The sequence below is a fragment of the Mesorhizobium sp. B2-1-8 genome, assembly GCF_006442545.2.
Taxonomy (GTDB): domain Bacteria; phylum Pseudomonadota; class Alphaproteobacteria; order Rhizobiales; family Rhizobiaceae; genus Mesorhizobium.
In genome coordinates this window covers 5,655,871-5,678,912 of the sequence record NZ_CP083952.1, presented here as the reverse complement: position 1 = coordinate 5,678,912, position 23,042 = coordinate 5,655,871, and the positions used below count along the sequence as shown (strand labels likewise).

24 protein-coding genes are annotated in these 23,042 nt (G+C 63.6%); 12 read left to right on the top strand and 12 right to left on the bottom strand.

The window, feature by feature from the left end; all coding sequences use genetic code 11:
- Positions 1 to 140 precede the first annotated feature (140 nt).
- Complete coding sequence (locus FJ970_RS27960; protein ID WP_140757789.1) at positions 141 to 1,583, top strand: NAD(P)-dependent oxidoreductase; 1,443 nt, start codon at positions 141 to 143, stop codon at positions 1,581 to 1,583.
- A 10-nt stretch (positions 1,584 to 1,593) separates the two neighbouring features.
- Here the strand turns inward: FJ970_RS27960 and FJ970_RS33710 are convergent, their stop codons facing one another.
- The 5 genes from FJ970_RS33710 to FJ970_RS27940 all read right to left on the bottom strand — a co-directional run bounded on the left by FJ970_RS33710 (position 1,594) and on the right by FJ970_RS27940 (position 6,379).
- Positions 1,594 to 1,719 carry a hypothetical protein gene (locus FJ970_RS33710; protein WP_265336200.1) on the bottom strand — a complete coding sequence of 42 codons (126 nt, stop codon included), beginning with the start codon at positions 1,717 to 1,719 and terminating at the stop codon, positions 1,594 to 1,596.
- A 21-nt stretch (positions 1,720 to 1,740) separates the two neighbouring features.
- Positions 1,741 to 2,844, bottom strand: coding sequence for an alcohol dehydrogenase family protein (locus tag FJ970_RS27955; protein ID WP_140757788.1), 1,104 nt, complete (start codon positions 2,842 to 2,844; stop codon positions 1,741 to 1,743).
- A gap of 9 nt (positions 2,845 to 2,853) precedes the next feature.
- Positions 2,854 to 4,233, bottom strand: a complete 1,380-nt coding sequence (locus FJ970_RS27950) for an aspartate aminotransferase family protein (RefSeq protein WP_140757787.1) — start codon at positions 4,231 to 4,233, stop codon at positions 2,854 to 2,856.
- Positions 4,234 to 4,263: 30 nt separating this feature from the next.
- Positions 4,264 to 5,757 (bottom strand): NAD-dependent succinate-semialdehyde dehydrogenase, encoded by a 1,494-nt coding sequence (locus FJ970_RS27945; RefSeq protein WP_140757786.1) that lies wholly within the window; start codon positions 5,755 to 5,757, stop codon positions 4,264 to 4,266.
- Between the two features lie 130 nt (positions 5,758 to 5,887).
- Positions 5,888 to 6,379, bottom strand: a complete 492-nt coding sequence (locus FJ970_RS27940; protein WP_140757785.1) for an Lrp/AsnC family transcriptional regulator — start codon at positions 6,377 to 6,379, stop codon at positions 5,888 to 5,890.
- A gap of 83 nt (positions 6,380 to 6,462) precedes the next feature.
- On the opposite strand from FJ970_RS27940, the gene FJ970_RS27935 reads away from it, so the two are divergent.
- The 11 genes from FJ970_RS27935 to FJ970_RS27885 all read left to right on the top strand — a co-directional run bounded on the left by FJ970_RS27935 (position 6,463) and on the right by FJ970_RS27885 (position 17,018).
- Positions 6,463 to 7,848 carry a PLP-dependent aminotransferase family protein gene (locus tag FJ970_RS27935; protein ID WP_140757784.1) on the top strand — a complete coding sequence of 462 codons (1,386 nt, stop codon included), beginning with the start codon at positions 6,463 to 6,465 and terminating at the stop codon, positions 7,846 to 7,848.
- Positions 7,849 to 8,027: 179 nt separating this feature from the next.
- Complete coding sequence (gene ehuA / locus FJ970_RS27930) at positions 8,028 to 8,819, top strand: ectoine/hydroxyectoine ABC transporter ATP-binding protein EhuA (protein WP_027145205.1); 792 nt, start codon at positions 8,028 to 8,030, stop codon at positions 8,817 to 8,819.
- A 69-nt stretch (positions 8,820 to 8,888) separates the two neighbouring features.
- The gene (ehuB, locus tag FJ970_RS27925) at positions 8,889 to 9,740 is read left to right on the top strand and encodes an ectoine/hydroxyectoine ABC transporter substrate-binding protein EhuB (RefSeq protein WP_140757783.1); all 852 of its coding nucleotides are present in this window, start codon (positions 8,889 to 8,891) and stop codon (positions 9,738 to 9,740) included.
- Between the two features lie 166 nt (positions 9,741 to 9,906).
- Positions 9,907 to 10,566, top strand: a complete 660-nt coding sequence (gene ehuC / locus FJ970_RS27920) for an ectoine/hydroxyectoine ABC transporter permease subunit EhuC (RefSeq protein ID WP_140757782.1) — start codon at positions 9,907 to 9,909, stop codon at positions 10,564 to 10,566.
- A 34-nt stretch (positions 10,567 to 10,600) separates the two neighbouring features.
- Entirely contained in the window at positions 10,601 to 11,260 is a 660-nt protein-coding gene (ehuD, locus tag FJ970_RS27915; RefSeq protein ID WP_140757781.1) for an ectoine/hydroxyectoine ABC transporter permease subunit EhuD, read from the top strand.
- Positions 11,261 to 11,263: 3 nt separating this feature from the next.
- Positions 11,264 to 12,043 (top strand): ectoine utilization protein EutA, encoded by a 780-nt coding sequence (eutA, locus tag FJ970_RS27910; RefSeq protein ID WP_140757816.1) that lies wholly within the window; start codon positions 11,264 to 11,266, stop codon positions 12,041 to 12,043.
- A gap of 5 nt (positions 12,044 to 12,048) precedes the next feature.
- On the top strand, positions 12,049 to 13,041 hold the full coding sequence (gene eutB / locus FJ970_RS27905) for a hydroxyectoine utilization dehydratase EutB (protein WP_140757780.1): 993 nt from the start codon (positions 12,049 to 12,051) through the stop codon (positions 13,039 to 13,041).
- Complete coding sequence (gene eutC / locus FJ970_RS27900; protein WP_140757779.1) at positions 13,038 to 14,030, top strand: ectoine utilization protein EutC; 993 nt, start codon at positions 13,038 to 13,040, stop codon at positions 14,028 to 14,030. Before eutB ends, eutC begins: the two co-directional genes overlap by 4 nt.
- Before the next feature lie 137 nt (positions 14,031 to 14,167).
- Positions 14,168 to 15,346, top strand: a complete 1,179-nt coding sequence (doeA, locus tag FJ970_RS27895; RefSeq protein WP_140757778.1) for an ectoine hydrolase DoeA — start codon at positions 14,168 to 14,170, stop codon at positions 15,344 to 15,346.
- A 5-nt stretch (positions 15,347 to 15,351) separates the two neighbouring features.
- The gene (gene doeB / locus FJ970_RS27890; protein WP_140757777.1) at positions 15,352 to 16,353 is read left to right on the top strand and encodes a N(2)-acetyl-L-2,4-diaminobutanoate deacetylase DoeB; all 1,002 of its coding nucleotides are present in this window, start codon (positions 15,352 to 15,354) and stop codon (positions 16,351 to 16,353) included.
- A gap of 266 nt (positions 16,354 to 16,619) precedes the next feature.
- Positions 16,620 to 17,018: a GntR family transcriptional regulator gene (locus FJ970_RS27885; RefSeq protein WP_227791932.1), complete on the top strand. Its 399-nt coding sequence runs from the start codon at positions 16,620 to 16,622 to the stop codon at positions 17,016 to 17,018.
- A 123-nt stretch (positions 17,019 to 17,141) separates the two neighbouring features.
- Here FJ970_RS27885 and FJ970_RS27880 read toward each other — a convergent pair whose 3' ends face one another.
- From FJ970_RS27880 to FJ970_RS27850, 7 genes are read right to left on the bottom strand one after another with little or no spacing between them, the layout of a single operon-like run.
- A complete protein-coding gene (locus FJ970_RS27880) occupies positions 17,142 to 17,597 on the bottom strand; it encodes a MaoC/PaaZ C-terminal domain-containing protein (protein WP_181178438.1) in 456 nt (151 codons plus the stop codon).
- Entirely contained in the window at positions 17,594 to 18,667 is a 1,074-nt protein-coding gene (locus FJ970_RS27875; RefSeq protein WP_140757775.1) for a Gfo/Idh/MocA family protein, read from the bottom strand. Before FJ970_RS27875 ends, FJ970_RS27880 begins: the two co-directional genes overlap by 4 nt.
- Positions 18,660 to 18,989 (bottom strand): L-rhamnose mutarotase, encoded by a 330-nt coding sequence (locus FJ970_RS27870; protein ID WP_140757815.1) that lies wholly within the window; start codon positions 18,987 to 18,989, stop codon positions 18,660 to 18,662. Before FJ970_RS27870 ends, FJ970_RS27875 begins: the two co-directional genes overlap by 8 nt.
- A 10-nt stretch (positions 18,990 to 18,999) precedes the next feature.
- Positions 19,000 to 20,112 (bottom strand): mandelate racemase/muconate lactonizing enzyme family protein, encoded by a 1,113-nt coding sequence (locus FJ970_RS27865; RefSeq protein WP_140757774.1) that lies wholly within the window; start codon positions 20,110 to 20,112, stop codon positions 19,000 to 19,002.
- 5 nt (positions 20,113 to 20,117) lie between these two features.
- Positions 20,118 to 21,215 (bottom strand): ABC transporter ATP-binding protein, encoded by a 1,098-nt coding sequence (locus FJ970_RS27860; protein WP_140757773.1) that lies wholly within the window; start codon positions 21,213 to 21,215, stop codon positions 20,118 to 20,120.
- 4 nt (positions 21,216 to 21,219) lie between these two features.
- Entirely contained in the window at positions 21,220 to 22,086 is an 867-nt protein-coding gene (locus FJ970_RS27855; RefSeq protein ID WP_140757772.1) for a carbohydrate ABC transporter permease, read from the bottom strand.
- Positions 22,087 to 22,118: 32 nt separating this feature from the next.
- Positions 22,119 to 23,015, bottom strand: coding sequence for a carbohydrate ABC transporter permease (locus FJ970_RS27850; RefSeq protein ID WP_140757771.1), 897 nt, complete (start codon positions 23,013 to 23,015; stop codon positions 22,119 to 22,121).
- Between the last annotated feature and the right edge of the window lie 27 nt (positions 23,016 to 23,042).

Genomic DNA, 23,042 nt, shown 5'->3' with positions numbered 1-23,042 from the left:
TGCGGTCACCGGCAAGAGCGTGTCGCAACTCGCCGCTGGTCTGCCGCCGGTGATCGACCCCGCGCCTCTCTGGGCGGATAGGTTCTGATTATTCAGCGCCTGCTCTACCAGTAGGCTTCCGTCCTGCATGAGGGAACGACGTGACCGCGACCACAGACACACACGCCGTTGAGTCGATCGATCCGCAACGCGCCTACGCCGTTCTGATCTGCGATCTGATCGGCTTGCGCTTCGATGCTGACGGAAAACCCGACCCTTCGGAGGTGCGTGCCCATATCGAAGCCAAGGGCGGCCGCTTTCATGCGACCGGACTTGGCGACAAGACCGCTCTCGAACGTGGGCGCGTTCATTTTTTCTACCAGCCGGATCTCAGCACCCGCGAAGAGCTGATCGAAGCCGCCGGCGACGGACGCTATGACGCCGTCATTGCCGCCGCCACCGTCCTGCCGGCCGAGACCGTCTTTCCGCTCGCCGGCGTGCGCATCGGCGCCGGTACCGGCAATATGGGCTCGCGCTCATGGGGCGGCGGCAGCGGCGAGGGCGGCACCGCCGTGCTGATGAACACGCCAGGCATCAACAGCCGCGCCACGGCGCAGATGGTGATGAAGGCGATTCTGAAAGTGCTGCCGGATCTCCCGGTCGGCATGCTTCACGACCGTGTGGCGCGGGGCGCCTTCGACACGGGCAGGGAGCTGCGCGATTTCCCCACCGAAAAGCTCGAAGGCAAGACGGTCGCGATTGTCGGCTACGGCAATATCGGCAGGGAGGTGGCCAAGCTTGCCCGCGCCTTCGGCATGCGCGTGTTGATCCATGCGCGGCCTCGGCATCGGGACTGGATAGAAGCCGAGGGATTTGCCTATGCGGCGGACCTGGCCGACGCGGCTGCGGGCGCCCATGTGCTCAGCGTTCATGTCGGCCTGGGCAAGCAGGATGCGCAGACCGGCCACTATGCCAATGCCGGGCTTATCGGCGGGGACATTTTGTCTCGCATGAAAAGCGGCGCGGTGCTGGTCAACTACGATCGCGGCGAGCTTGTCGACATCGAGGCGCTTGATGAAGCTTTGAGTACAGGCCGGCTGCGCCATGCCGCCATCGATGCCGACCTGTTCAGGGATGCCTCGACCGGCAGCCTGTCCGGCCCGATGCTGCCTTATCTCGACCTGGTCGAGAAGCATGGCGCCAGGCTCGAGCTCCTGCCGCATGCTGCGGCCGACACGGATCACCCTTCACGCGTCGCCGGCGCCAAGCAGGCAGTCGACCAGATATTCGATGTCCTCTGCCGCAAGACAGCGGTGAACGCAAAAGGCACCGTGCCGCCAGGCTATCTTTCCCTAGGAGCGACCACGCCTCCAGGCATCGGACCGGTGACTGCGGATCATCTTTTGAAATTGACCTCCAACGACTGCGCTGAATTGGCGGATGTCTGTGATCGGCAGAGCCGGTTGTGGAGGATCTTGGCTGACACGCCGCAGTCCGAGCGCGGTAAGATTGTCGCCGAACAGGGTGAGGCGCTTGTCAGGCTGATCGACCGCTTCTGCCTTCTGGCCGAGAACCTCAATCTCAGGGGACCTTTCCAGCGATAAGCCGGAACTCTCAGTCCCGGGGAACGGCCACCATACGGGCGACCCGCGTCATGTCGGCGCTCATGTCACGATCGTCGTCGAGCGGGCTGACGAGCGCACGGACTGCGGCGAAGGTGCGCTGCGGTCCTTCACCCATGCCGGACCAGGATTTTTGCGACTACGCCGATCGCTCCGCGACAGCGTCGGGCACCACCACCAGCTTGCCGACAAAATCCTTTGCGACGAAATCGGCTTGCGCGTGGTGGAAATCGGAGAGCTTGTAGACGCCGCCGACCAAGGGCCGGATCTTGCCCTCCTCGATGTAGCGTACGATGCGGCGGAAATCGGCGCGCGTGCCCTGGCTCGAGCCATGCAGTTGCAGCTGCTTGAGATACATGGTCCTGAGGTCGAGCTGGACGACCGGGCCTGCAATCGCGCCGGCAGTGGTGTAGCGGCCCTCGGGCCGCAGGATGCGCAGCAGGTCGTTGAAGATCGCGCCGCCGACGAGATCGGCGACCACGTCGATCGGCTGGCCGCCGGTCGCTTCGGTCACGGCTTGCGGCAGGTCCGCGACGCCGCGGGTGATGACGGCCTCGGCGCTGATGTCGAGCACAGCCTGTTCCTTGCCCTTGCCGACGACGGCATAGGGAATGGCGCCACGCGCCCGCGCCAGCTGCACGATGCCGGAACCGACGCCGCCCGAGGCCCCGGTGACCAGCACGCGCTCGCCAGCCTTCAGGCCAGCGCGCTCCAGCATCTGTTCGCCGGTAAGGTAGGCGCAGCAGAAGGTCGCGAGTTCGATATCGCTCAAGTCGGTGTCGACGACATGCGCGTTGTCGGCCGGCACAGCCTGATACTCGGCATAACCGCCGTCGCGGCCATGGCCCATATAGTCGATGTCGGCGAGTGAATCGTCCTCACGGTTGTAGATGGAGAAATCGACCATCACCCGTTCGCCGATACGATCGGGAGAAACGCCTTCGCCGACGGCAACGATGGTGCCGACAGTGTCGGTTCCCTGGATGCGCGGGAAGGTCAGCGTATTGCCCTGCCTTCGCCAGGTCGACACCGCGCCCGCATCCTCCTCGGTGCCATAGGCGCCCTGACGCACCCAGACATCGGTGTTGTTCATCCCGCAAGCGCTGACCCTTATGAGCACTTCACCTGAAGCGGGGGCAGGCACTTTGACATCGGTTCGGTAGACGAGCTTTTCCGGTCCGCCGTGCCCGGTGAGCAGCACGGCGGCCATGGTGGCGGGGAGGGTTTGGGTGATGGCATTCATCGGTCGGTCTCAGAGATTGGCAAATACGCTGTTCACGGCATCGGCGGTCTTGGCCACCACGATGTCGGCTTCCTCGCGGGTCAGGCATAGCGGCGGCGCGAAGCCGAGGATGTCGCCCTGCGGCATGGCGCGACCGATGACGCCGCTTGCGGCAAGGGCCGTGGCAATCTGCGGCCCGATCTTGAGCGAAGCATCGAAGAAGACACGATCGTCGCGATCCCTGACGAATTCCACTGCCGCCAGCATGCCGTCGCCGCGCACCTCGCCGACATGTTTGTGACCGCCGACGGCCTTGGCCAGTTCGGCACGGAAATAAGCGCCGGTCTCGCCGGCATTCCGCACCAGGTCCATCTCGTCGATCAGTTCGAGATTGGCGACCCCGGCGGCGACGCAGATCGGATGCGCCGAATAGGTCCAGCCATGGCCGAGCGAGCCGAGCTTGTCGGAGCCCTGCACCAGCACCTGCCACATCTTGTCGGCGACGATGACGCCCGACAGCGGCGCGTAGGCGGAGGTCAGGCCCTTGGCGATGGTGATCAGGTCGGGCGTCAAGCCGTAATGGTCGGAGCCGAACATCGTGCCCAGCCGGCCGAAGCCCGTCACCACCTCGTCGGCGACCAGCAGCACATCATACTTCTTCAGCACCGCCTGGATCTTTTCCCAGTAGCCGGCGGGCGGCGGCACGATGCCGCCAGTGCCGAGAATCGGCTCGCCGATGAAGGCGGCTACCGTTTCGGGCCCTTCGGCGAGGATCATCTCCTCGAGCTTGTCGGCGCAATGCTGCGAGAACTGCTCTTCGCTCATCGAGCGGTCGGCGCGGCGGAAATAGTACGGCGCCTCGGTGTGCAGGATCGGCGCGCGCGGCAGGTCGAAGGCGTTGTGGAACAGGTCGAGCCCGGTCAGCGAGCCCGTCATCACGCCCGAGCCGTGATAGCCGCGCCAGCGCGAGATGATCTTCTTCTTCTCCGGGCGTCCCAGCACATTATTGTAGTACCAGATCAGCTTGATGTTGGTTTCGTTGGCATCCGAACCCGAGAGGCCGAAATAGACCCTCGACATGCCCTTCGGCGCGCGGTCGATGATCATCTTGGCCAGCGTGATCGAGGCCTCGGTGCCGTGCCCGACATAGGCGTGATAGTAGGCGAGGTTCTTCGCCTGGGTCGCGATGGCATCCGCGATCTTCTGGCGGCCATAGCCGACATTGACGCAATAGAGACCGGCGAAGGCGTCGATGCTCCTCTTGCCATTGTTGTCCCAGACGGTGACGCCTTCGCCACCGGCCATGATGCGCGTCGGCGATTCACCGCGCGCGTGCGTGCCCATATGGGTCGAGGGATGGAAGAAATGGTCGCGATCCCAGGCGGCGAGTTCGTTGGACTGGTCGAGCATTTTTTTACTCCTTCAAAATTCCGGTGTGGCCTACGCTACGTCGAGGCATAGATATTTGAGATCGGTGAAGGCCTCCAGGCCATGGCGCGAGCCTTCGCGGCCGATGCCGGACTGCTTGACGCCGCCGAACGGGATCGGCGCGCCGGTGATCTTCACACGGTTGATGGCGACCATGCCATAGTCGAGCGCGCGGCCCATGCGTTGCTGGCGCGCGCCGCTCTCGGTCACGACATAGGCGACCAGGCCGTATTCGGTCGCGTTGGCACGGGCGATGACTTCGCCCTCGTCGTCGAAGGGTGTGACGGCGGCGACCGGGCCAAAGGTCTCCTCGCGCATGATCAGTGCGTTGTCGGCGACATCGGCCAGCAGTGTCGGCTGGTAGAAGAGCGGCCCGGCCTGATGCCGCTTGCCGCCGGCGAGGCAGCGCGCTCCAAGGGCTACGGCGTCGGCGACCTGTTCCTCGACCTTCTTGACAGCGCGCTCATGCATCAGCGGCCCGATGTCGATATCGTCGGAAAGGCCGTTGCCGGCCCGCAGCGCCTCGATGCGTCTGGCGAAAGCGGCGCAGAAGCGGTCGTAGAGCGGACGCTGGACATAGATGCGGTTGGCGGCGAGGCAATCCTGGCCCGAGGTGGCGAATTTGGCGTCGATGGCGATGGTCACCGCTTTGTTGATATCGGCATCGGCAAAGACGATCAGCGGCGCGTGGCCGCCGAGTTCCATGACCAGCCGCTTCATCGTCGGCGCGCTTTGCGCGGCGATCAGCCGGCCAATTTCGGTCGAGCCGGTGAAACTCATGGCGCGTACGCGCGGATCATCGCACATGCGTCCGACGATCGTCGCGGCCTTGCCGGTAACGATGTTGAACACGCCGGCGGGCAGTCCGGCGCGTTCGCCAAGTTCGGCCAGCGCCAGCGCCGACAGCGGCGTCTCCGAGGAGGGATGCGCAACGATGGTACAGCCGGCGGCAAGCGCGGCGGCCGCTTTGCGCGTCAACATGGCCGATGGAAAATTCCACGGCGTGACGACACCGACAACGCCGAGCGGCTCACGCCGCACCATCATTTCCGCGTTTGGCAGGTGGCTGGTGACGCTCTCGGCGTTGAGACGCTTCGCTTCCTCCGCATACCATTCGATGAAGGAGGCGGCGTAGCCGATCTCGCCGAGCGACTCCTTCAACGGCTTGCCCTGTTCCAGCGTCATCAGCAGGGCCAGGTCGTCTTTCGCTGCTATAATCAGCTCGAACCATTTTCGCAGGATTTTCGAGCGCTCCTGCGGCAACAGCGCCCGCCACGCCGGAAAGGCGCGCGCAGCGGCGTCGATGGCTTTTGTCGTCTGCCGGCTGTCGAGTGCTGCGACGAAGGCGACGGTGGTGCCGGTCGCCGGATCGGTGACCTCGAAACTCTCGGCCGCCTCGCTCGCCGTCCAATGGCCGTCGATATAGGCAAGCTCGCGCAGCAATCGGCGGTCGGCGAGCCGGTCGAGCGCTTCGTGGCGATGCGAGCGGGCAAAATGCGCGGACATGGTCGAAGCCTCCCGGTTCGGTTTGATGCGGGGAGACTATCCATCACTGGCAGACAGAGAGGCTTTTTGGACGCCTGGCCGCAGAGAGAATCTCTCTATTGCGCCGAGGGGGCAGCCCATTTCTCCGGCGCTATGTCGATGCCGGCAACAGGTCGGCTATCGGCAGCGCGACATCGTCTTTAACCGTCTTGATGACGATGTAGGTGAAGTAGCGGTCGATGCCGATCTCGCGATCGAGCAAGCCGTCGACGAGCCGCTGATAGGCGTCGATGTCGCGCGCCATCACCTTCAGTACATAGTCGACGCCGCCACCCACCGACCAGCAGGCGACGATCTCGGGGATGTCGCGGATGACGCGCTCGAAGCGGTCGAAATCGGCCTGGCGGTGGCTGGCCAGCGTCACCTCCATCAGCACGGTGGCGACAGGCGCCACGACACGCATGGCGATCCGGGCGTGATAACCCGAGACGATGCCGGCTTTTTCCAGCTTGCGCAGCCGCATCCAGCATGGCGTCGGCGACAGCCCGACCTGCTCGGCCAGCGCCAGCTTGGTGATGCGTCCGTCACGCTGGATGGCGTCCAGGATTTTGAGGTCGATAGGGTCGAGTTTCGCAGCAGTCATCAGCGCTCACTTTTTCGTCGATCGTACCATGACGGCGCATTATTTCGATTGTCAATTGCACTGATTTCGATCTCTAATAAGTCATGACATTGTGGCAACCCGATCCCACGCTCATCCGGCGGCCAGCCTATCAATCGTTGGCCGATCAGTTCGCACGCGCCATCCATGACGGACGCCTTGCCAACGGCGCGCGGCTGCCGACGCATCGCAGGCTGGCGGACGATCTGAAGCTCTCGGTGCAGACGGTCAGCCGTGCCTACGAGGAATTGATCCGGCGCGGCCTGATTTCGGGCGAGATCGGCCGTGGCAGCTTCGTCCAGACGCAGCGCCGCGAGCCGGAGCCGCCTTATCTGCCCGAGCGCCTGGGCGAAGTCATCGATCTGTCGATTCTGAAGCCGGTCTGCGAGCCGATGCACCTGGAGCGGATGAAGCAGGCACTGGGCTGGCTCGCCGAAAACCTGCCGTCGAGTTCGGCTCTGTCGTTCCGGCCAAACATGGTGTTTCCGCGCCACCGTGCCGTGGCGGTCGAGTGGCTGAAACTGTGCGGCCTCGATGCGTCCCCGCAGAACATCAGCCTGACAAATGGCGCCACCGCCGGCATGACGGTGGCGCTGATGAGCGTGGCGCCGCCGGGTTCCACCGTTGCCACCGAGGCGATCGGCCATCACACGCTGGTGCCGCTCGCCCGTTATCTCGGCTTCAACCTCGAAGGCCTGCCGATCGACGGCAACGGCCTGGTTCCGGAAGCGCTGGACGAGGCCTGCCGGCTGTCCGACATCCGTGCGGTGTTCGTCCAGCCTTCCGTCATAAACCCCACGGCAACGCTCATGGATGCGGCGCGCCGCGAGCAGATCGCGGCGGTGGCGCGCAAGCACGACATCGCCATTATCGAGAACGATGTGCTGGGACCGTTGGTCGAGCATCGACCGCCGCCGGTCGCCGCTTTCGCGCCGGAGCGGACGCTTTACGTCACCTCCTTCACCAAGATCACCGTGCCCGGCCTGCGCATAGGTTATCTCGCGGCGCCCGATCGTTATGTCGCGGCCGTTGCCAACCGGCATCTCGTCTCGAACTGGATGGCGACACCAATGGTTGCGGAGATCGCCACCAAATGGGTGGCCGACGGCACCGCGATGGACCTTGTCCACTGGCAACGGGTGGCGCTGCGGCGGCGGCAGGACATCGCGGCAGAGGTGCTGGCCGGCGTCGACTACCGTGCCCATCGCGACGGACTGCATATCTGGCTGCCACTGCCGGCCGACCGTTCCGAGGAGAGCTTTGTCGCCCAGGCCCGGCTGCAGGGTGTGGCCATTGCGCCGGGCACCTCCTTCCGCATTTCGGATGCGCCCTGGCATCCGGCGGTGCGCATCTCGCTGGGTTCGACCACCGAGGGGGAACTGCGCGCCGGTCTCGGCGTTGTCACCAAGCTCTTGCTTGGCGATCCGGAGCATTTGCTGCTCGCAATCTGAGCATGGCGTCCAAAAGTGTCAGGTGGTTCCGGGGCGAGGGCATGCCCAAAAAGCCGGCTGTGATTGACTGCAAAATGTGCGCAATCAGAATAATTGTCATGATATTATTTTCCCAATTGACATGATTTGGCGCGTTCCGCATCGTTAAGCACCACGCTTCTCCAGCACGGGAAATTCATTTGTCCGCATCCGCACCCATCATCAAGGTCGACAGCATCTCGAAGAGCTTTGGCAGCTTCAAGGTGCTGGACGGCCTCTCGATGCAGGTCATGCCGCGCGAGAAGCTGGCCCTGATCGGCCCCTCCGGCTCAGGCAAGACGACGATCCTGCGCATCCTGATGACGCTGGAGCGCATCGACGGCGGTCATATCCAGATCGACGGCGAGCAGCTTTACCATATGGAACGCAACGGTCAGCTGCTGCCGGCCGATGAGCGCCATCTGGCGCGGATGCGCCAGAAGACCGGCATGGTCTTCCAGCTGTTCAACCTGTTTCCCCACAAGAGCGTCATCGACAATGTGACGCTGGCGCCGATGCTGACCAAGGGCACGCCGCGCGCCGCTGCCGAGAAGCGGGCCATGGAACTGCTCGAGATGGTCGGCATGGCCGACAAGGCGAAGGCGATGCCGGCCCAATTGTCCGGCGGCCAGAAGCAGCGCGTGGCGATCGCCCGCGCGCTCGCCTTGCAGCCAAAGATCATGCTGTTCGACGAGGTGACGTCGGCGCTCGACCCGGAGCTGGTCGAGGAAGTGCTCAACGTCTTGTGGCGGCTCTGCGCCGAGACCGACATGACCATGCTGCTGGTCACGCACGAGATGGGTTTCGCCCACGATTTCGCCGACCGGGTGCTGTTCTTCGATCGCGGCCGAATAGTCGAGGAAGGCAAGCCCGACGAGATTTTCCGCAATCCCAAACAGGAACGCACGCAAGGGTTCCTGAAGAAGATCATCGCGGCCGGACACCGTGTCTGACCGCATGTCAAAGGCGGCTAAGCCGTCCTGAAGTCACGCAAACCAAGACAAGAACAAGGAGTTGGGAACATGAAGAAACTTGGCATTCTGGCCGGCGTCGCGGGCCTTGCAATTACGGCGGTGCTTGCGACGTCGAGCATCGGCTCGGCCGCGGACAAGAAGCTCGAACAACTCAAGGCGCAAGGGTTCGCACGCGTCGCCATCGCCAACGAGCCGCCCTATACGGCGGTCGCCGCCGACGGCAAGGTGTCTGGTGCCGCGCCTGACGTGGCGCGCGAAATCTTCAAGCGACTCGGAGTGGCCGATATCGTCGCCTCGATCTCTGAGTATGGCGCGATGATCCCCGGCCTGCAGGCTGGCCGCTTCGACGTCGTCACCGCCGGCCTGTTCATGAAGCCGGAGCGCTGCGCGGCGGTCGCCTATTCGGAACCGGTGCTGTGCGACGCCGAGGCGATGCTGGTGAAGAAAGGCAATCCGAAGGGCTTCAAGAGCTACGAGGATGTCGCCAAGGACACGTCCGCCACCATCGGCGCGCCGGGCGGCGGCACCGAGGAGAAGCTGGCGCTCAACGCCGGCGTGCCGCGTGAGCGCGTCATCGTCGTGCCGGACGGCCAGAGCGGCCTGAAGATGGTGCAGGACGGCCGCATCGATGCCTATTCGCTGCCCGTGCTGTCGATCAATGATTTGATGAAGAAGGCCGCCGATCCGAACCTCGAAGTCATCGCCCCGGTGCAGGGCGCGCCGGTCTATTGCGACGGCGCTGCCTTCAAGAAAGGCGACGAGGCTCTGCGTGATGCCTATGATGTCGAACTGGCCAAGATGAAGAAGTCGGGTGAGTTCGCCAAGATCATCGAGCCCTATGGCTTCTCGGCGGCGGCGGCGATGTCCACCACGCGCGAAAAACTCTGCGCGGCGAAGTAGCCGTTCTTTTTGCCTTCTCCCCGTTCACGGGGAGAAGGTGGCCCGAAGGGCCGGATGAGGGGCGGCGCCCGGTTTGCCGGGCTAGCGCTGCCCCTCTTCTGCCTGCCGGCATCTTTTCCCCGTAAATGGGGAGAAGGACCCCAGTACTACAAACGTTGGAAACTCAATGACCCAGTGGTCCGGCTATTTCGGCCTGATATTGCAGGGAGCGCTTGTCACCATCGAGCTGACGCTGATGGGGTCCGTGCTGGCCCTGATCATGGCCTTTCTCGCCGGCTTGGGGCGCCTGTCGCGCTTCTTCGCGCTGCGGGCCTTGGCGACGGCCTATATCGAATTCTTCCGCGGCACATCGATCTTCGTGCAGCTGTTCTTCGCTTATTTCGTGTTGCCCCTGCTGGGTCTCGAACTGACTCCGCTGCAGGCCGGCGTATTGGCGCTGGGCTTGAATGTCGGAGCCTATGCCGCCGAGGTGGTGCGCGGCGCCGTGCAATCGATCGGCCGCGAACAGCATGAGGCCTGCATCGCGCTCAATCTGGGCCGCTGGCAAGGGATGCGCCACGTCATCCTGCCACAGGCGTTTCTGGTGATGCTGCCGACCTTCGGCAACAATGCCATCGAGCTGCTCAAGGCGACATCCGTGGTCTCGCTGATCTCGCTCGCCGACCTCACTTTCCAGGCACAGGTGGTGCGCTCCCAGACGGGCAACACCATGGTGCCGTTCACCACCATCCTCGTCATCTATTTCATCCTGGCGCTGCTCATCTCATGGGGTGTGCGCTCGCTGGAACGCCGCATGGCACGCGGCCTCGACGGAGTGCGAGTCTGATGGCCAAAGCATTCCCGATGAATTGGGCCCGCTGATGGATTGGGATTGGGATTTTGTCCGGCAGATCCTGCCGACGCTGATCCAGGGGGTGAAGATCACCATCCTGGCGACGCTGCTCGGTTCGGTGCTGGCGGCGATCGTCGGGTTGGGGATCGCGCTGGCGCGCCGCTCGCCCAACAAGGCGGTGTCGCGCACCGTCGGTTGGGTGACCGAATTCATCCGCGGCACACCGCTCCTGGTGCAGCTCTATTTTATCTTCTATGTGCTGCCCGACATCGGCATCCTGCTGCCGCCGCTGGTCGCCGGCGTCATCGGGCTCGGCCTGCACTACGGCACTTACACGGCGGAAGTCTACCGTGCCGGCATCGACAATGTACCGCGTGGCCAATGGGAAGCCGCCAAGGCCTGCAATCTCAGCGCCCGGCAGACCTGGACGCACATCATCATCCCGCAGGCCATTCCGCCGATGATCCCGGCATTGGCCAACTACTTCATCGCCATGTTCAAGGAGACGCCGCTGCTCTCGGCGATCACCGTGCTGGAATTGATGAACCAGGCAAAAAGCGTCGCCAACACTTATTATCGCTACCTCGAGCCGATCACGCTGGTCGGTGCCTTCTTCCTCGCCATCAGCCTGATTTCGGTCGTACTGTTGCGCTGGCTGGAACGCCGCTACGGCAAGATTGAAAGATAAATGATGAAGCCCTTGCCCGAGATCAAAGTGGCACCCAACCGGCCAGCGCTCGATGACCGCCCGCTGAGGCGGCGTGTCGGCCTGATCATCCTGGCCACCGACCATACGACCGAGCCGGATTTTCGCCGCATGGTGGCGAGCGAACGGATCGGCGTCTACGTCGCCCGCATTCCCTACGCCAATCCGACGACGCCTGAGAATCTGCGCAAGATGCAGCCGGCGCTAACGGCGGGCGCGGCCTTGATCCTGCCCGATGAGCCGCTCGACGCCATCTGCTATTCCTGCACGTCGGCCTCGGTTGTGATTGGCGATGGAGAGGTCGAGGCTGCGATCAAGGCCGCCAAGCCAGGCGTGCCCGTCGTGACACCAACAATGGCCGGCGTGCGCGGGCTGAATGCGTTTGGCGTGCGCAGGATCAGCATCCTCACGCCCTATACGGCCGAAACCTCCAGGCCGATGGCGACCTATTTCGCCGAACGTGGCTTCGAAATCCTAAGCTTCACTTGTCTCGGCTTCGAGGACGACCGTGAGATGGCGCGCATCGCCCCGGCGACGCTTGTCGATCTCGCACGCCAGGCAATGCATCCGCAGGCCGATGCGCTTTTCGTGTCGTGCACAGCACTGCGCGGCGCGCTCGCGGTCTCCGGCATGGAGCAGGCGACCGGCCGCCCGGTGGTGACCAGCAACCAGGCGACGGCCTGGAATTGTCTGCGCCTTTGCAATGATGAGACAGCCCATCCCGAATTCGGCCGTCTGATGACGCTGCCCTTGTCGCGCGACTGACGATCATGGCGACAGTAACCCTTGGCGATATCCGTGCCGCCCGCGAGCGAATTGCCGGCAAGATCGAGCGCACATCGGTCGTGCTTTCGGCGAATCTCTCCGAACGGCTGGACGTCCCGGTTCATCTCAAGCTTGAGCACCGCCAGACCACCGGCAGCTTCAAGCTGCGCGGCGCTTCGAACGCCGTCGCTTCGCTTGATGCCGAGGAGAAGGCGCGCGGCGTCGTTGCGGCATCGACCGGCAATCATGGCCGCGCGCTTGCCCACGCGGCCAAGCTGGAGGGCATGCGTGCGGTGATCTGCATGTCTCGACTGGTGCCCAAGAATAAGCTGGACGAAATCCGCCGCCTCGGCGCGGAAATCCGTATTGTCGGCAACAGCCAGGACGACGCCCAGCAGGAGGTCGAGCGGCTGGTGGCGGAGGAGGGGCTTGTCATGCTGCCGCCCTTCGACCATCCGGCCATCATTGCCGGCCAGGGCACGCTCGGACTGGAGGTGATGGAGCAGGTCCCGGATGCCGCTCTCGTCCTGGTGCAGCTCTCCGGTGGCGGACTGGCCTCCGGTGTTGCTGCCGCAATCAAAGGCATTAACTCCGGCACAAAAATAATCGGCGTGTCGATGGCACGTGGCGCCGCGATGAAGGCCAGCCTCGATGCGGGCCGCCCTGTCTTGGCCGAGGAACTGCCGACGCTGGCGGATTCGCTCGGCGGCGGCATCGGCCTCGACAACCGGCTGACCTTCGCCATGTGCCGCGACCTGCTCGACGATGTCATCCTGCTCAGTGAGGACGAAATCGCCGCCGGCATTCGCCATGCCTATGAACAGGAACGCGAGATCGTCGAAGGAGCAGGTGCGGTAGGCATCGCCGCGCTGCTCGCCGGCAAGGTCAAGGTGCAGGGGCCGGTGGTGGTTCTGCTTTCCGGCCGCAACATCGACATGGAACTGCACAGGAAGGTCGTCTGCGGGGAGATACCATCGATTTCGGAGCGCGCCGCATGAGCAGAATGACAATCCTCACCGAAGCTGAACTGCGCACAATCGTGACGCTCGATCTCGATGCCGTCGCCTGTGTCGAAAATGCCTTCCGCGCGCTTGCCACGCTGCCGGTGGCGATGCCGCCGATCCTGCGGCTCGATATTCCGCAGCATCGCGGCGAGGTTGATGTGAAGACCGCCTATGTGCCTGGTATCGACGGGTTCGCCATCAAGATCAGCCCCGGCTTCTTTGACAATCCCAAGCTCGGCCTGCCCAGCGTGAACGGCATGATGGTGCTGCTGTCATCGGAGACAGGGTTGGTCGAGGCCTTGCTGCTCGACAACGGCTATCTGACCGACGTTCGCACCGCTGCCGCCGGAGCCGTAGCGGCCAAACACTTGTCGCGACCGGACTCATCCGTCGCCGCGATCTTCGGTGCCGGCGTCCAGGCAGGGCTGCAGCTGGAAGCCCTGATGCTGGTGCGGCCGATCACGCAGGCGCGAATCTGGGCGCGCGATGCCGCCAAGGCGGAGACTGCCGCGGCCGCCTTGCGCGAAAAGCTCGGCATCGACGTGCGCGCCGAACCCGAAGCGGCCAACGCTGTTGCCGGCGCCGACATCATCGTCACCACCACGCCGTCGACCGAACCACTGATCAAGGCAGGGTTTGTCTCGGCCGGCCAGCACATCACCGCCATGGGGTCCGACGCCGAGCACAAGAACGAGATCGCGCCGGCGATCCTGCGCATGGCCGATCTTTATGTCGCCGACAGCGCGAAGCAGACGCGGCGCCTGGGCGAACTGCACCATGCCATCGCGGCGGGCGTGATGCCGGCCGAGACGGATGTGACCGAGCTCGGCCAGATCATCGCCGGCGCGAAGCACGGCCGGCGCTCGACCAGCGACATCACCATCGTCGATCTTACCGGCACCGGCGTGCAGGATACGGCGATCGCCACGCTCGCCCGCGACCGCGCGCTGGCCGCGAAAGCCGGAACGATTTTTGAAAGCTGATGCCGGCCGCAGGAGCATGATCCGGAACAATGGCAACCGGTTTTCCCGGCAGATCATGCTGCGACAAAAAGAACTAGCTGGAGCCCGATTCAACGGAGTTGAAACAGCTCCAGCCCTAACAAACGAGGACCAACAAAATGCAGCCGAACTTGAGATTCTCGCGGAGCGAATATGGGGAACGCCTCGCCAAGACGCGGAAAGCCATGGAGGCGAAGGGCGTCGATCTCCTTGTTATCAGCGATCCCTCCAACATGGCCTGGCTGACCGGCTATGATGGTTGGTCGTTTTACGTCCATCAGGCGGTCATCGTGCCGCCGTCGGGCGAGCCGGTCTGGTACGGCCGTGGCCAGGACGCCAACGGCGCCAAGCGCACCGCCTATCTCGCTCACGACAACATCGTCGGCTACGCCGACCATTATGTGCAATCGACCGAGCGCCATCCGATGGATTTCCTGTCCAGCGTGCTGACCGATCGCGGCTGGGGCAAGCTCACCATCGGCGTCGAGATGGACAATTACTGGTTCTCCGCCGCCGCCTTCGCCTCTTTGCAGAAGCATCTGCCCAACGCTCGCTTCGTCGATGCCACCGCGCTGGTCAACTGGCAGCGCGCGGTGAAGAGCCCGACCGAGATCGACTATATGCGCAAGGCCGCCCGCATCGTCGAGGCGATGCACCAGCGCATCTTCGACAAGATCGAAGTCGCCATGCGCAAATGCGATCTGGTCGCTGAGATCTATGATGCCGGCACGCGCGGCGTCGACGGCATCGGCGGCGATTATCCCGCGATCGTTCCGCTGCTGCCGTCAGGCGCGGACGCCTCGGCGCCACATCTGACCTGGGACGACAAGCCGATGAAGCGGGGCGAGGGCACGTTCTTCGAGATCGCCGGCTGCTACAACAGGTACCATTGCCCGCTGTCGCGCACCGTCTTCCTCGGCAAGCCGACGCAGGAATTCCTCGATGCCGAGAAAGCGACGCTGGAAGGCATGGAAGCAGGCCTTGCCGCCGCAAAGCCGGGTAATGCCTGCGAGGACATCGCCAATGCCTTTTTCGCCGTGCTGAAGAAATACGGTATCGTTAAGGACAACCGCACCGGCTATTCGATCGGTATTTCCTATCCGCCCGACTGGGGCGAACGCACGATGAGCCTGCGCCCCGGCGATCGCACCGAGCTCAAGCCCGGCATGACTTTCCATTTCATGACCGGTTTGTGGCTGGAGACGATGGGGCTGGAGATTACCGAGTCCATCCTGATCACCGAAACCGGTGTGGAGTGCCTGGCCAATGTGCCGCGCAAGCTGGTGGTGAAGGATTGAGCCCGATGTCCAGTCTTCGCCCGTCGCCGATCGCACCGACCGTCGATTTCGATCGCGACGGCGTCCAGCATGGTTTCCTGCGCCTCCCCTATAGCCGCGACGACTCGGCCTGGGGCTCGGTGATGATCCCGATCTGCGTCATCCGCAACGGCAAGGGGCCGGCAGCGCTGCTGACCGGCGGCAATCATGGCGACGAGTATGAAGGGCCGCTGGCGCTCTACGAACTCGCCCGCACGCTCGATCCCAGCCAGGTCGGCGGCACGGTGATCATCGTGCCGGCGATGAACTATCCGGCTTTTCGGGCCGGCACGCGCACCTCGCCGATCGACAAGGGTAACATGAACCGCAGCTTTCCCGGCCGGCCGGACGGCACGGTGACGCAGAAGATCGCCGATTACTTCCAACGCGAGTTGCTGCCCCGCGCCGACATCGTCTTCGACTTCCATTCCGGCGGCAAAACGCTGGATTTCGTGCCGTTCTGCGCCGCCCACACTCTGTCCGACAAGGCGCTGGAGCAGAAAGCCTTTGCCGCGGTGGCGGCATTCTCGGCGCCGTTCTCGATGCGCATGACCGAGATCGATGCGATCGGCATGTATGACACGGCGGCCGAAGAGATGGGCAAGGTCTTCGTCACCACCGAGCTCGGCGGCGGCGGCACATCGCGAGCCGAGACGGTGCGGATCGCCCGGCGCGGCATCCTCAACGTGCTGCGTCATGCCGGCATCGTAGCCGGGGCGGTCGAGGCGGGCAAAACCCAGTGGCTGGACATGCCGTCGGGAGATTGCTTCTGCTTCGCCGAGGACGACGGCATGATCGAAACCATGGTCGATCTCGGCGAGCCCGTCGAAGAAGGCGCGGTGCTCGCCCGCATCCATTCCACCGGCCGCACCGGCGTTGCGCCGCAGGAAATCCGGGCGAAAATGTCGGGCATGCTGACAGCGCGGCATTTCCCTGGCCTAGTCAAGGCCGGCGACTGCGCCGCGGTGGTCGCCGTGCAGGTCGATTGACCGACGTGATTTTCTCCGCCCGGACCATGCCGGGCGGACCCAGCCATCCATAGCCCCGGTGTCACTCCTCCGCTGGAAACCAAACCGCTCTCGTACACGGGGATACTTATATCCCCGCAGGTTTTCCACTAGGCTGGCCATCGCGTGGCATGGGAGCTTCGATTGCGCGGATTTAGGGGAGGCCTGATCGAGAGGCCGCGGACGGTGGCCGAACAGGTCGCCAACGTTTTGCGCGAGGCCATAGCCAGCGGATAGTTGAAGGCCGGATGGAATGCGAGGCGCTCCGGCTGTCCGTTCCGGTCCTGCCCGGAGCCAAGCTTGAAGAAGCCGAGCAGGTGCTCGATCAGATCGACGCGGAGCGCAATGTCGGCCGCTGGGGCGCCCTGAACAGGGTCTTTCACCTCTCGCTCTACGATGCCTGCGGCAACCGTCGTTTGCTTGACCTGATCGACGCGCATCACAACGCGGCCGACCGCTATGTCCGTATCCTGCTGTCGAACCTCGACTATCGCACCCACTCGCAGACGCAGCATCGCCATCTGCTGGCCGCTTGCCGTCAGCGCGACGGCAAGAAGGCCGTGAGTGTTCTGAGACAGCATATGCGTGAAGGAAGCGAGACACTCGTCAATGCGATAGACGGTGGCGGGCTATCGCGAAAATCCTAGACCGAGGGGCAGGGCCGCCCGCGATCAATACCATGGCGCGCGGTTGCCTGCGGACCGGTTCGCCGCTGCTCGGACTGGAGCGCATCACCGTGCGCCACCGGTTCGTAGGAATTACGCTGCGTTTCAGCCCTGCGCCGGCTTGCGTTCGACGATGTAAATATGGTCGGCCGCCAGCACCACTTCATCGCGCTGGTTGATCACCTCGCAGCGTTCGATCACCCGTCCTGAAGCCGGTCGCTTGGGGTCGTCCTCCTTGGCCGCGATGGTGGTGCGCGTGCGGATCGTGTCGCCGATGAACACCGGCTTGATGAAGCGCAGCCGGTCGTAGCCATAGGAAAAGGCGACAGGATTGATCACGGTCGCCGTCAGCCCGATCCCGACCGAGAACACCAGCGTGCCATGCGCGATGCGCTGGCCGAACGCCGTCGTCTTCATGAACTCGGCGTCCATGTGGTGCGGGAAGAAATCGCCGGTGTGGCCGGCATGGACGATGAAGTCGGTCTCGGTGATCGTCCGGCCGCTGGTCAGCCGGGTCGAGCCGATCTCGTAGTCCTCGAAATACTGGATCTGTTCCATCAGGGCCTTTCCGCGATCGGCGTCGCTGGCGCCGCACTCGAACGATAGGCGGCTTCCACCAGCGCCATTGTGTTCCAGGCGTCCTCGACCGGGCTGATCAGCTCATCGTCTTCGCCTGCGGCAAAGCGCTGGACATTGGCCATGCGCCCGACGAAGGCATCGGGAAACCATTCGCCGGCCAAAGGCACGGCAATCCAATCGGCCCCGCCTTTCGGATAGATCTCCAGAATGTCCGGTTCGCCTCTGGGATAGTCGAGATTGAGACCGAGCTTGAGGTAGGCGGCACCCTCGGTGCCGCAGATGCGGAACTCGCAGGCCTGATGCCGGCGCCCGAACTTGTGGTCGTGGTTGATCGACAGCGCGCAGCGCACCGTGTCGCCATAGTCGAGGATGGCGCTGGTGCGCGTCTGCGCCACCTTGTGGTTGGGATGGCCAAGCGTCTTGGCGTGCACCCCCTTGGGATCGCCGAGCAGTTGCCGGATCAGGTCGAGATAGTGGATCGAATGCATGGCGATCTCGACGCGCGGCGCCTTGAGCAGGAATTCCCACAACTGCCACGGCGTCGCCAGCGCCAGCCAGGCGTCGAAATCGACGACCTCGCCGAGCCAGCCCTTGGCGATTGCGTCCTTCAGCGCCAGCATCATCGGCGCGAAGCGCAACTGGAAATTCACGGCCGCCTTGAGATTCTTGGCGCGGCAAATCTCGAGGATTTCGGTTGCCTCGCCGAGATAGTTGCCCATCGGCTTCTGGATCAGTGCGACCGCTCCGTCGGGCAGAGCCTTCAGGATCTCGGCATGCCGCCCCGGTGGCGTTGCCAGATCGAAGATCGCATCCTTGACCCCAGCGGCTTCTTCCGCCGAGCGGAACGCCGTCACGCCCCATTTGTCGGCCAGGGCCTGCGCCTTGGCCTGATCCGGATCATAGAGACCCGCGATCGGAAATCCCGCCTTCCGGTAGGCCGGAAAATGCGCGTCGTCGACGATCGAGCCGGCGCCGAAGGTGACGATCGGCCGGGTTTTCGAGGGTTTTTGCCAGGACTGGACGAGCGAGGCAGGGTCGAAACCCCTAGTCATGATGGAAGACCTCGTCCATCGAAGCCCACCACTCGCCATCCTTGCGGGTCGGCAAGGGCTCCTGACAGGGTATGCAGACAGCCCACCATTCCTGCGTCTTCGGGTCGGCCGCCATCTTGGCCATGTCGGCCGCGTAGTCGGTGCCGTGATATTCGAAATACGAAAAAAGCAAATTCTCCGGCCGCTTCAGGTAGATCGAATAGTTCTTGATGTTGCAGGCCGAGATCATGGTCAGCACGTCGGGCCAGACGGCGGCATGAAGGCGGACATACTCCTCGACCTTCTCCGGCTTCAGCCCCAGAACCATTCCCATCCGCTGCATGTTCATTCCCCTATTTCGTGATCGCCGTGGTGAATTCGGCGATGCTCATGGCCTTGATCGCGTCCCAGTCCCAATCGATGCCGATACCGGGCTCGTCGGGCGCCAGCGCCTGCCCATCCTCGATGCGCATGTGCCTGCCGGTCAACTGGTCGAGTTGCGGAATGTACTCGACATACCTGCCGTTCTGAACAGCGCAGGTCAGGCTGACATGCAATTCCATCAGGAAATGCGGGCAAACCGGAATGTCGAAGGCCTCCGCCGCATGGGCGATCTTGAGCCAGGGCGTGATGCCGCCGATGCGGCCGACATCGACCTGCACGATCGAGCAAGCGCCTTTCTGCATATATTCGCGGAAGTGGCGCACGGAATAGAGCGACTCGCCGATGGCAATCGGCGTCGGCGTCGAGTTCGACAACCTGATATGCCCGTCTAGGTCGTCGGCCGGCAGCGGCTCCTCGATCCAGGCGAGGTCGAGCTCGCGCAACCTCGCCGCGCGCCGGATCGCCTCGTCGACGGAGAATCCCTGGTTGGCGTCGGTCATGATCTCGTAGCCGTCGCCGACCGCCTTGCGCACCGCCGACAGGCGCGCGAGATCCTCGGATCCGTGCGGTCTGCCGATCTTCACCTTCGAGCCGCGAAATCCCTTCGCCTTGGCGGCCAACGCATCATCGACCAGCGCCCGCGTCTCGATGTGCAGCCAGCCGCCTTCGGTGGTGTAGAGCGGGCAGCGGTCCTTGGCGCCGCCGGTGAGCTTCCACAGCGGCAGGTTCAGTTTCTTTGCCCTGAGGTCCCAGAGCGCCGTGTCGATTGCTGCGATGGCGATGGCCGTGATCGCACCGATCGTGGTGGCGTGGGTGGCGAATTCGAGATCGTGCCAGATCGCCTCGATCATATCAGAATCGCGGCCGATCAGGCGGGGCGCCAGGTGATCGGACAACAGCCGCATCACCGACGAACCGCCGGTGCCGATCGTGTAGCTGTAACCGGTGCCGACCGCGCCGTCGGAATCGGTGATGGTCACAATTGGCGTTTCCTGGCTGACGAAACTCTGGATCGCGTCGGTGCGCTTGACCTTGGGCACAAGGTCGACCATCCGCAGTTCGATCTTTTCGATTCTTGCCATGTCGGTCAGCTCCGCAATGTCTTCCCGGTCTCGGTGGCAAACAGATGCGCCTGCGACAGGTCGAGGCTCATCGTCACGCGTTCGCCAGACCGCACCGGTCTCGGATTCAGCATGCGCGAAACCCAGTCGCTGCCGTTGAACTCGACGAACACCAGCGTCTCGTTGCCGAGCGGCTCGGTGACCGTGATAGGCAGTTCGATCTGATGCACGTCGGCGGCCGCGCCGGAACTGATGCCGTGGCCGGTCGGATAGATATCGTCGGGCCGCAGCCCGAACACGACCTTGTCGCCGGCGGCGACATTGGCCTTGAACTGGCCGGGCAGGGGCAGCTTGGCACCACTGGCGAAAACCAGCTGGCCGTCGTCGATCGTCGCCTCGTTCAGGTTCATCGGCGGCGAACCGATGAAGCCGGCGACGAAGCGTGTCGCCGGTCGGCGGAACACCTCGTCGGGCGTGCCGACCTGCTCGATATAGCCATCGCGCATGATGACGATGCGGTCGGCAAGCGTCATCGCCTCGACCTGGTCGTGGGTGACGTAGATCACCGTCGACTGCACCTTGGCGTGCAGCTTCTTGATCTCGGTGCGCATCTGCGTACGAAGCTTGGCGTCGAGATTGGAAAGCGGCTCGTCGAACAGGAAGACATCGGGGTCACGCACGATGGCACGGCCCATGGCGACACGCTGGCGCTGGCCACCGGAGAGTTGCGACGGGCGGCGGTCGAGCAGCGCATCGAGCCCGAGGATGGCTGAAGCTTCGGCGACGCGACGGTCCATATCGTCCTTGGCGGCACCCGCGATCTTGAGGGAGAAGCCGAGATTCTCGCGCACCGTCATGTGCGGATAAAGCGCGTAGGACTGGAATACCATGGAGATGTTGCGCGAGCGCGGCGGCAGGTCGTTGACGACGCGCCCGCCGATCTCGATCGAACCGGCGCTGATCCCTTCCAGTCCGGCGATCATGCGCAACGTCGTCGACTTGCCGCAGCCTGACGGGCCGACCAGCGCGATGAATTCGCGGTCCGTGATATCGAGGTCGATGCCATGCACGATCTGGATATTGCCGTAGCGCTTGGTCAGCTTTTTGAGGGAAACCGTTGCCATGAGATCAGCCTTTCACCGCGCCGGAGGTCAGGCCGCCGACGAGGTGCTTCTGGACGATGTAGGTGAGGGTGAGCGCCGGGATGATCATCACCACGGCCAGCGCGCACATGCCGCGCCAGTCGATGGTGAACTCGGCCGTGTAGTCGAGCAGGCCGACCGGCAGCGTCTTGGCGCTGACAGAGCGGGTCAGTTGGGAGGCCAGCGCGAACTCGTTCCAGCAGGTCAGGAAGGCGAAGATCGCCGCCGACGCGATGCCAGGCCCGGCGAGCGGGAACTCGACCTGCCAGAAGGCCTGCCAGCGCGTGCAGCCGTCGATCTGTGCTGCCTCCGCGAGGTCCTTCGGCACCTGGCGGAAGAAGCCGTCGATCAGCCAAATCGTGAACGGCACATTGAGCGCGACATAGGCGAGGATCAGCCCGAAATGCGTGTCGATGATGCCGAGCCGCACATAGAGGAAGAACAGTGGCAGCGACAGCGCGATGCCCGGCACCGTGCGCGTCAGCATCAGGCCGAGGAAGACGCTGGATTTGCCGCGAAAACGATAGCGCGCGAAGGCATAGCCGCCGGCCATGCCGATGGCGACCGCTATCACCGTCGAGGTCACCGAAATGATCAGCGAGTTGCGGAAATATTCGATGACGGGAATGCCGCCCTTGCCGATGCCTGAGAACATCGCGACATAGGCGTCGAACGAAATATCCTGCGGGATCCACACCGGCGGCTTGGCCATGATCTCGACCGTCGGTCGAAGCGACGACAGCACGATCCACAGACCGGGCAGGCAGATCGTCAGCATCGCCAGGAACAGGCCGATGCGATAGACGATATCAAGCAGCCGGCGCTTGAGGCGGGCGGAAGAATTCTCGTCCATCTTCACCACTCCGCCCTTCACCACTCCGCCCTTCACCACTCGGCACCGATCTGCGTGCGCGCCGCGGCGAGCTTGTTGAAGAAATAGACGGTGAAGGCGATCGACAGCAGGATCGAGAAATAGGCCATGGCGTTGGCCATGCCCATGCGCCCGTCGCTATAGGCGGTGCGCGCCACCAGCGTCCACAAGAGTTCGGTGCGGCCGGCCGGTCCGCCGTCGGTCATGATCTTGACGATGTCATAGGCGCGGGCCACGTCGAGCGAGCGGATGGTCATGGCGATGTAGGCGAAAGGCATGACGAAGGGCCATGTGACATAGCGGAATGTCTGCCACGGCGTGCAGCCATCGACACGCGCCGCCTCGATCGGCTCCTTGGGCATGGCGAGCAGCCCTGCGAGGATCAGGATGGCGAAGATCGCCGTCGACGACCAGATCTCGGCAATCGAGATGGCGATGAAGGCGAGATGGCCTTCGATCAGCCACGGTATGGCGTCGCTGGTGATGCCAAGTGATTGCAGCGCATTGTTGACCAGGCCGATATTGTCGTTGAACATGAACTTGAACTGGAAGCCGACCAGGATCGGCGAGAACATCATCGGAAACATCATCAGCGTACGCAGGATGCGCTGGCCGCGTGTCGCCTTCTCGACCAGCATGGCAAGCCCGAGGCCAAGCAGCATTTCGAGATTGAGCGCGATCGTCAGCAAAAGAACGGTGCGCCCGAACGCCCACCAGAAATCGGTGTTGGCTAGGATCGAAAGATAATTCCGCAAGCCGATGAAGACGAAGAATGTCTCGGGCTTGGTCAGCCGGAAAGGCGTGAAGCTGGAATAGAGCGACAGAAGCAACGGCACCACGACGACCGCCGCCAGCACGATGATGGCCGGAAGCAGCAGCAGGAATGGTGCGGATGGCTTGAAGCCCTTCATCGGCGTCCTTTGGTATCTGTCATGCAA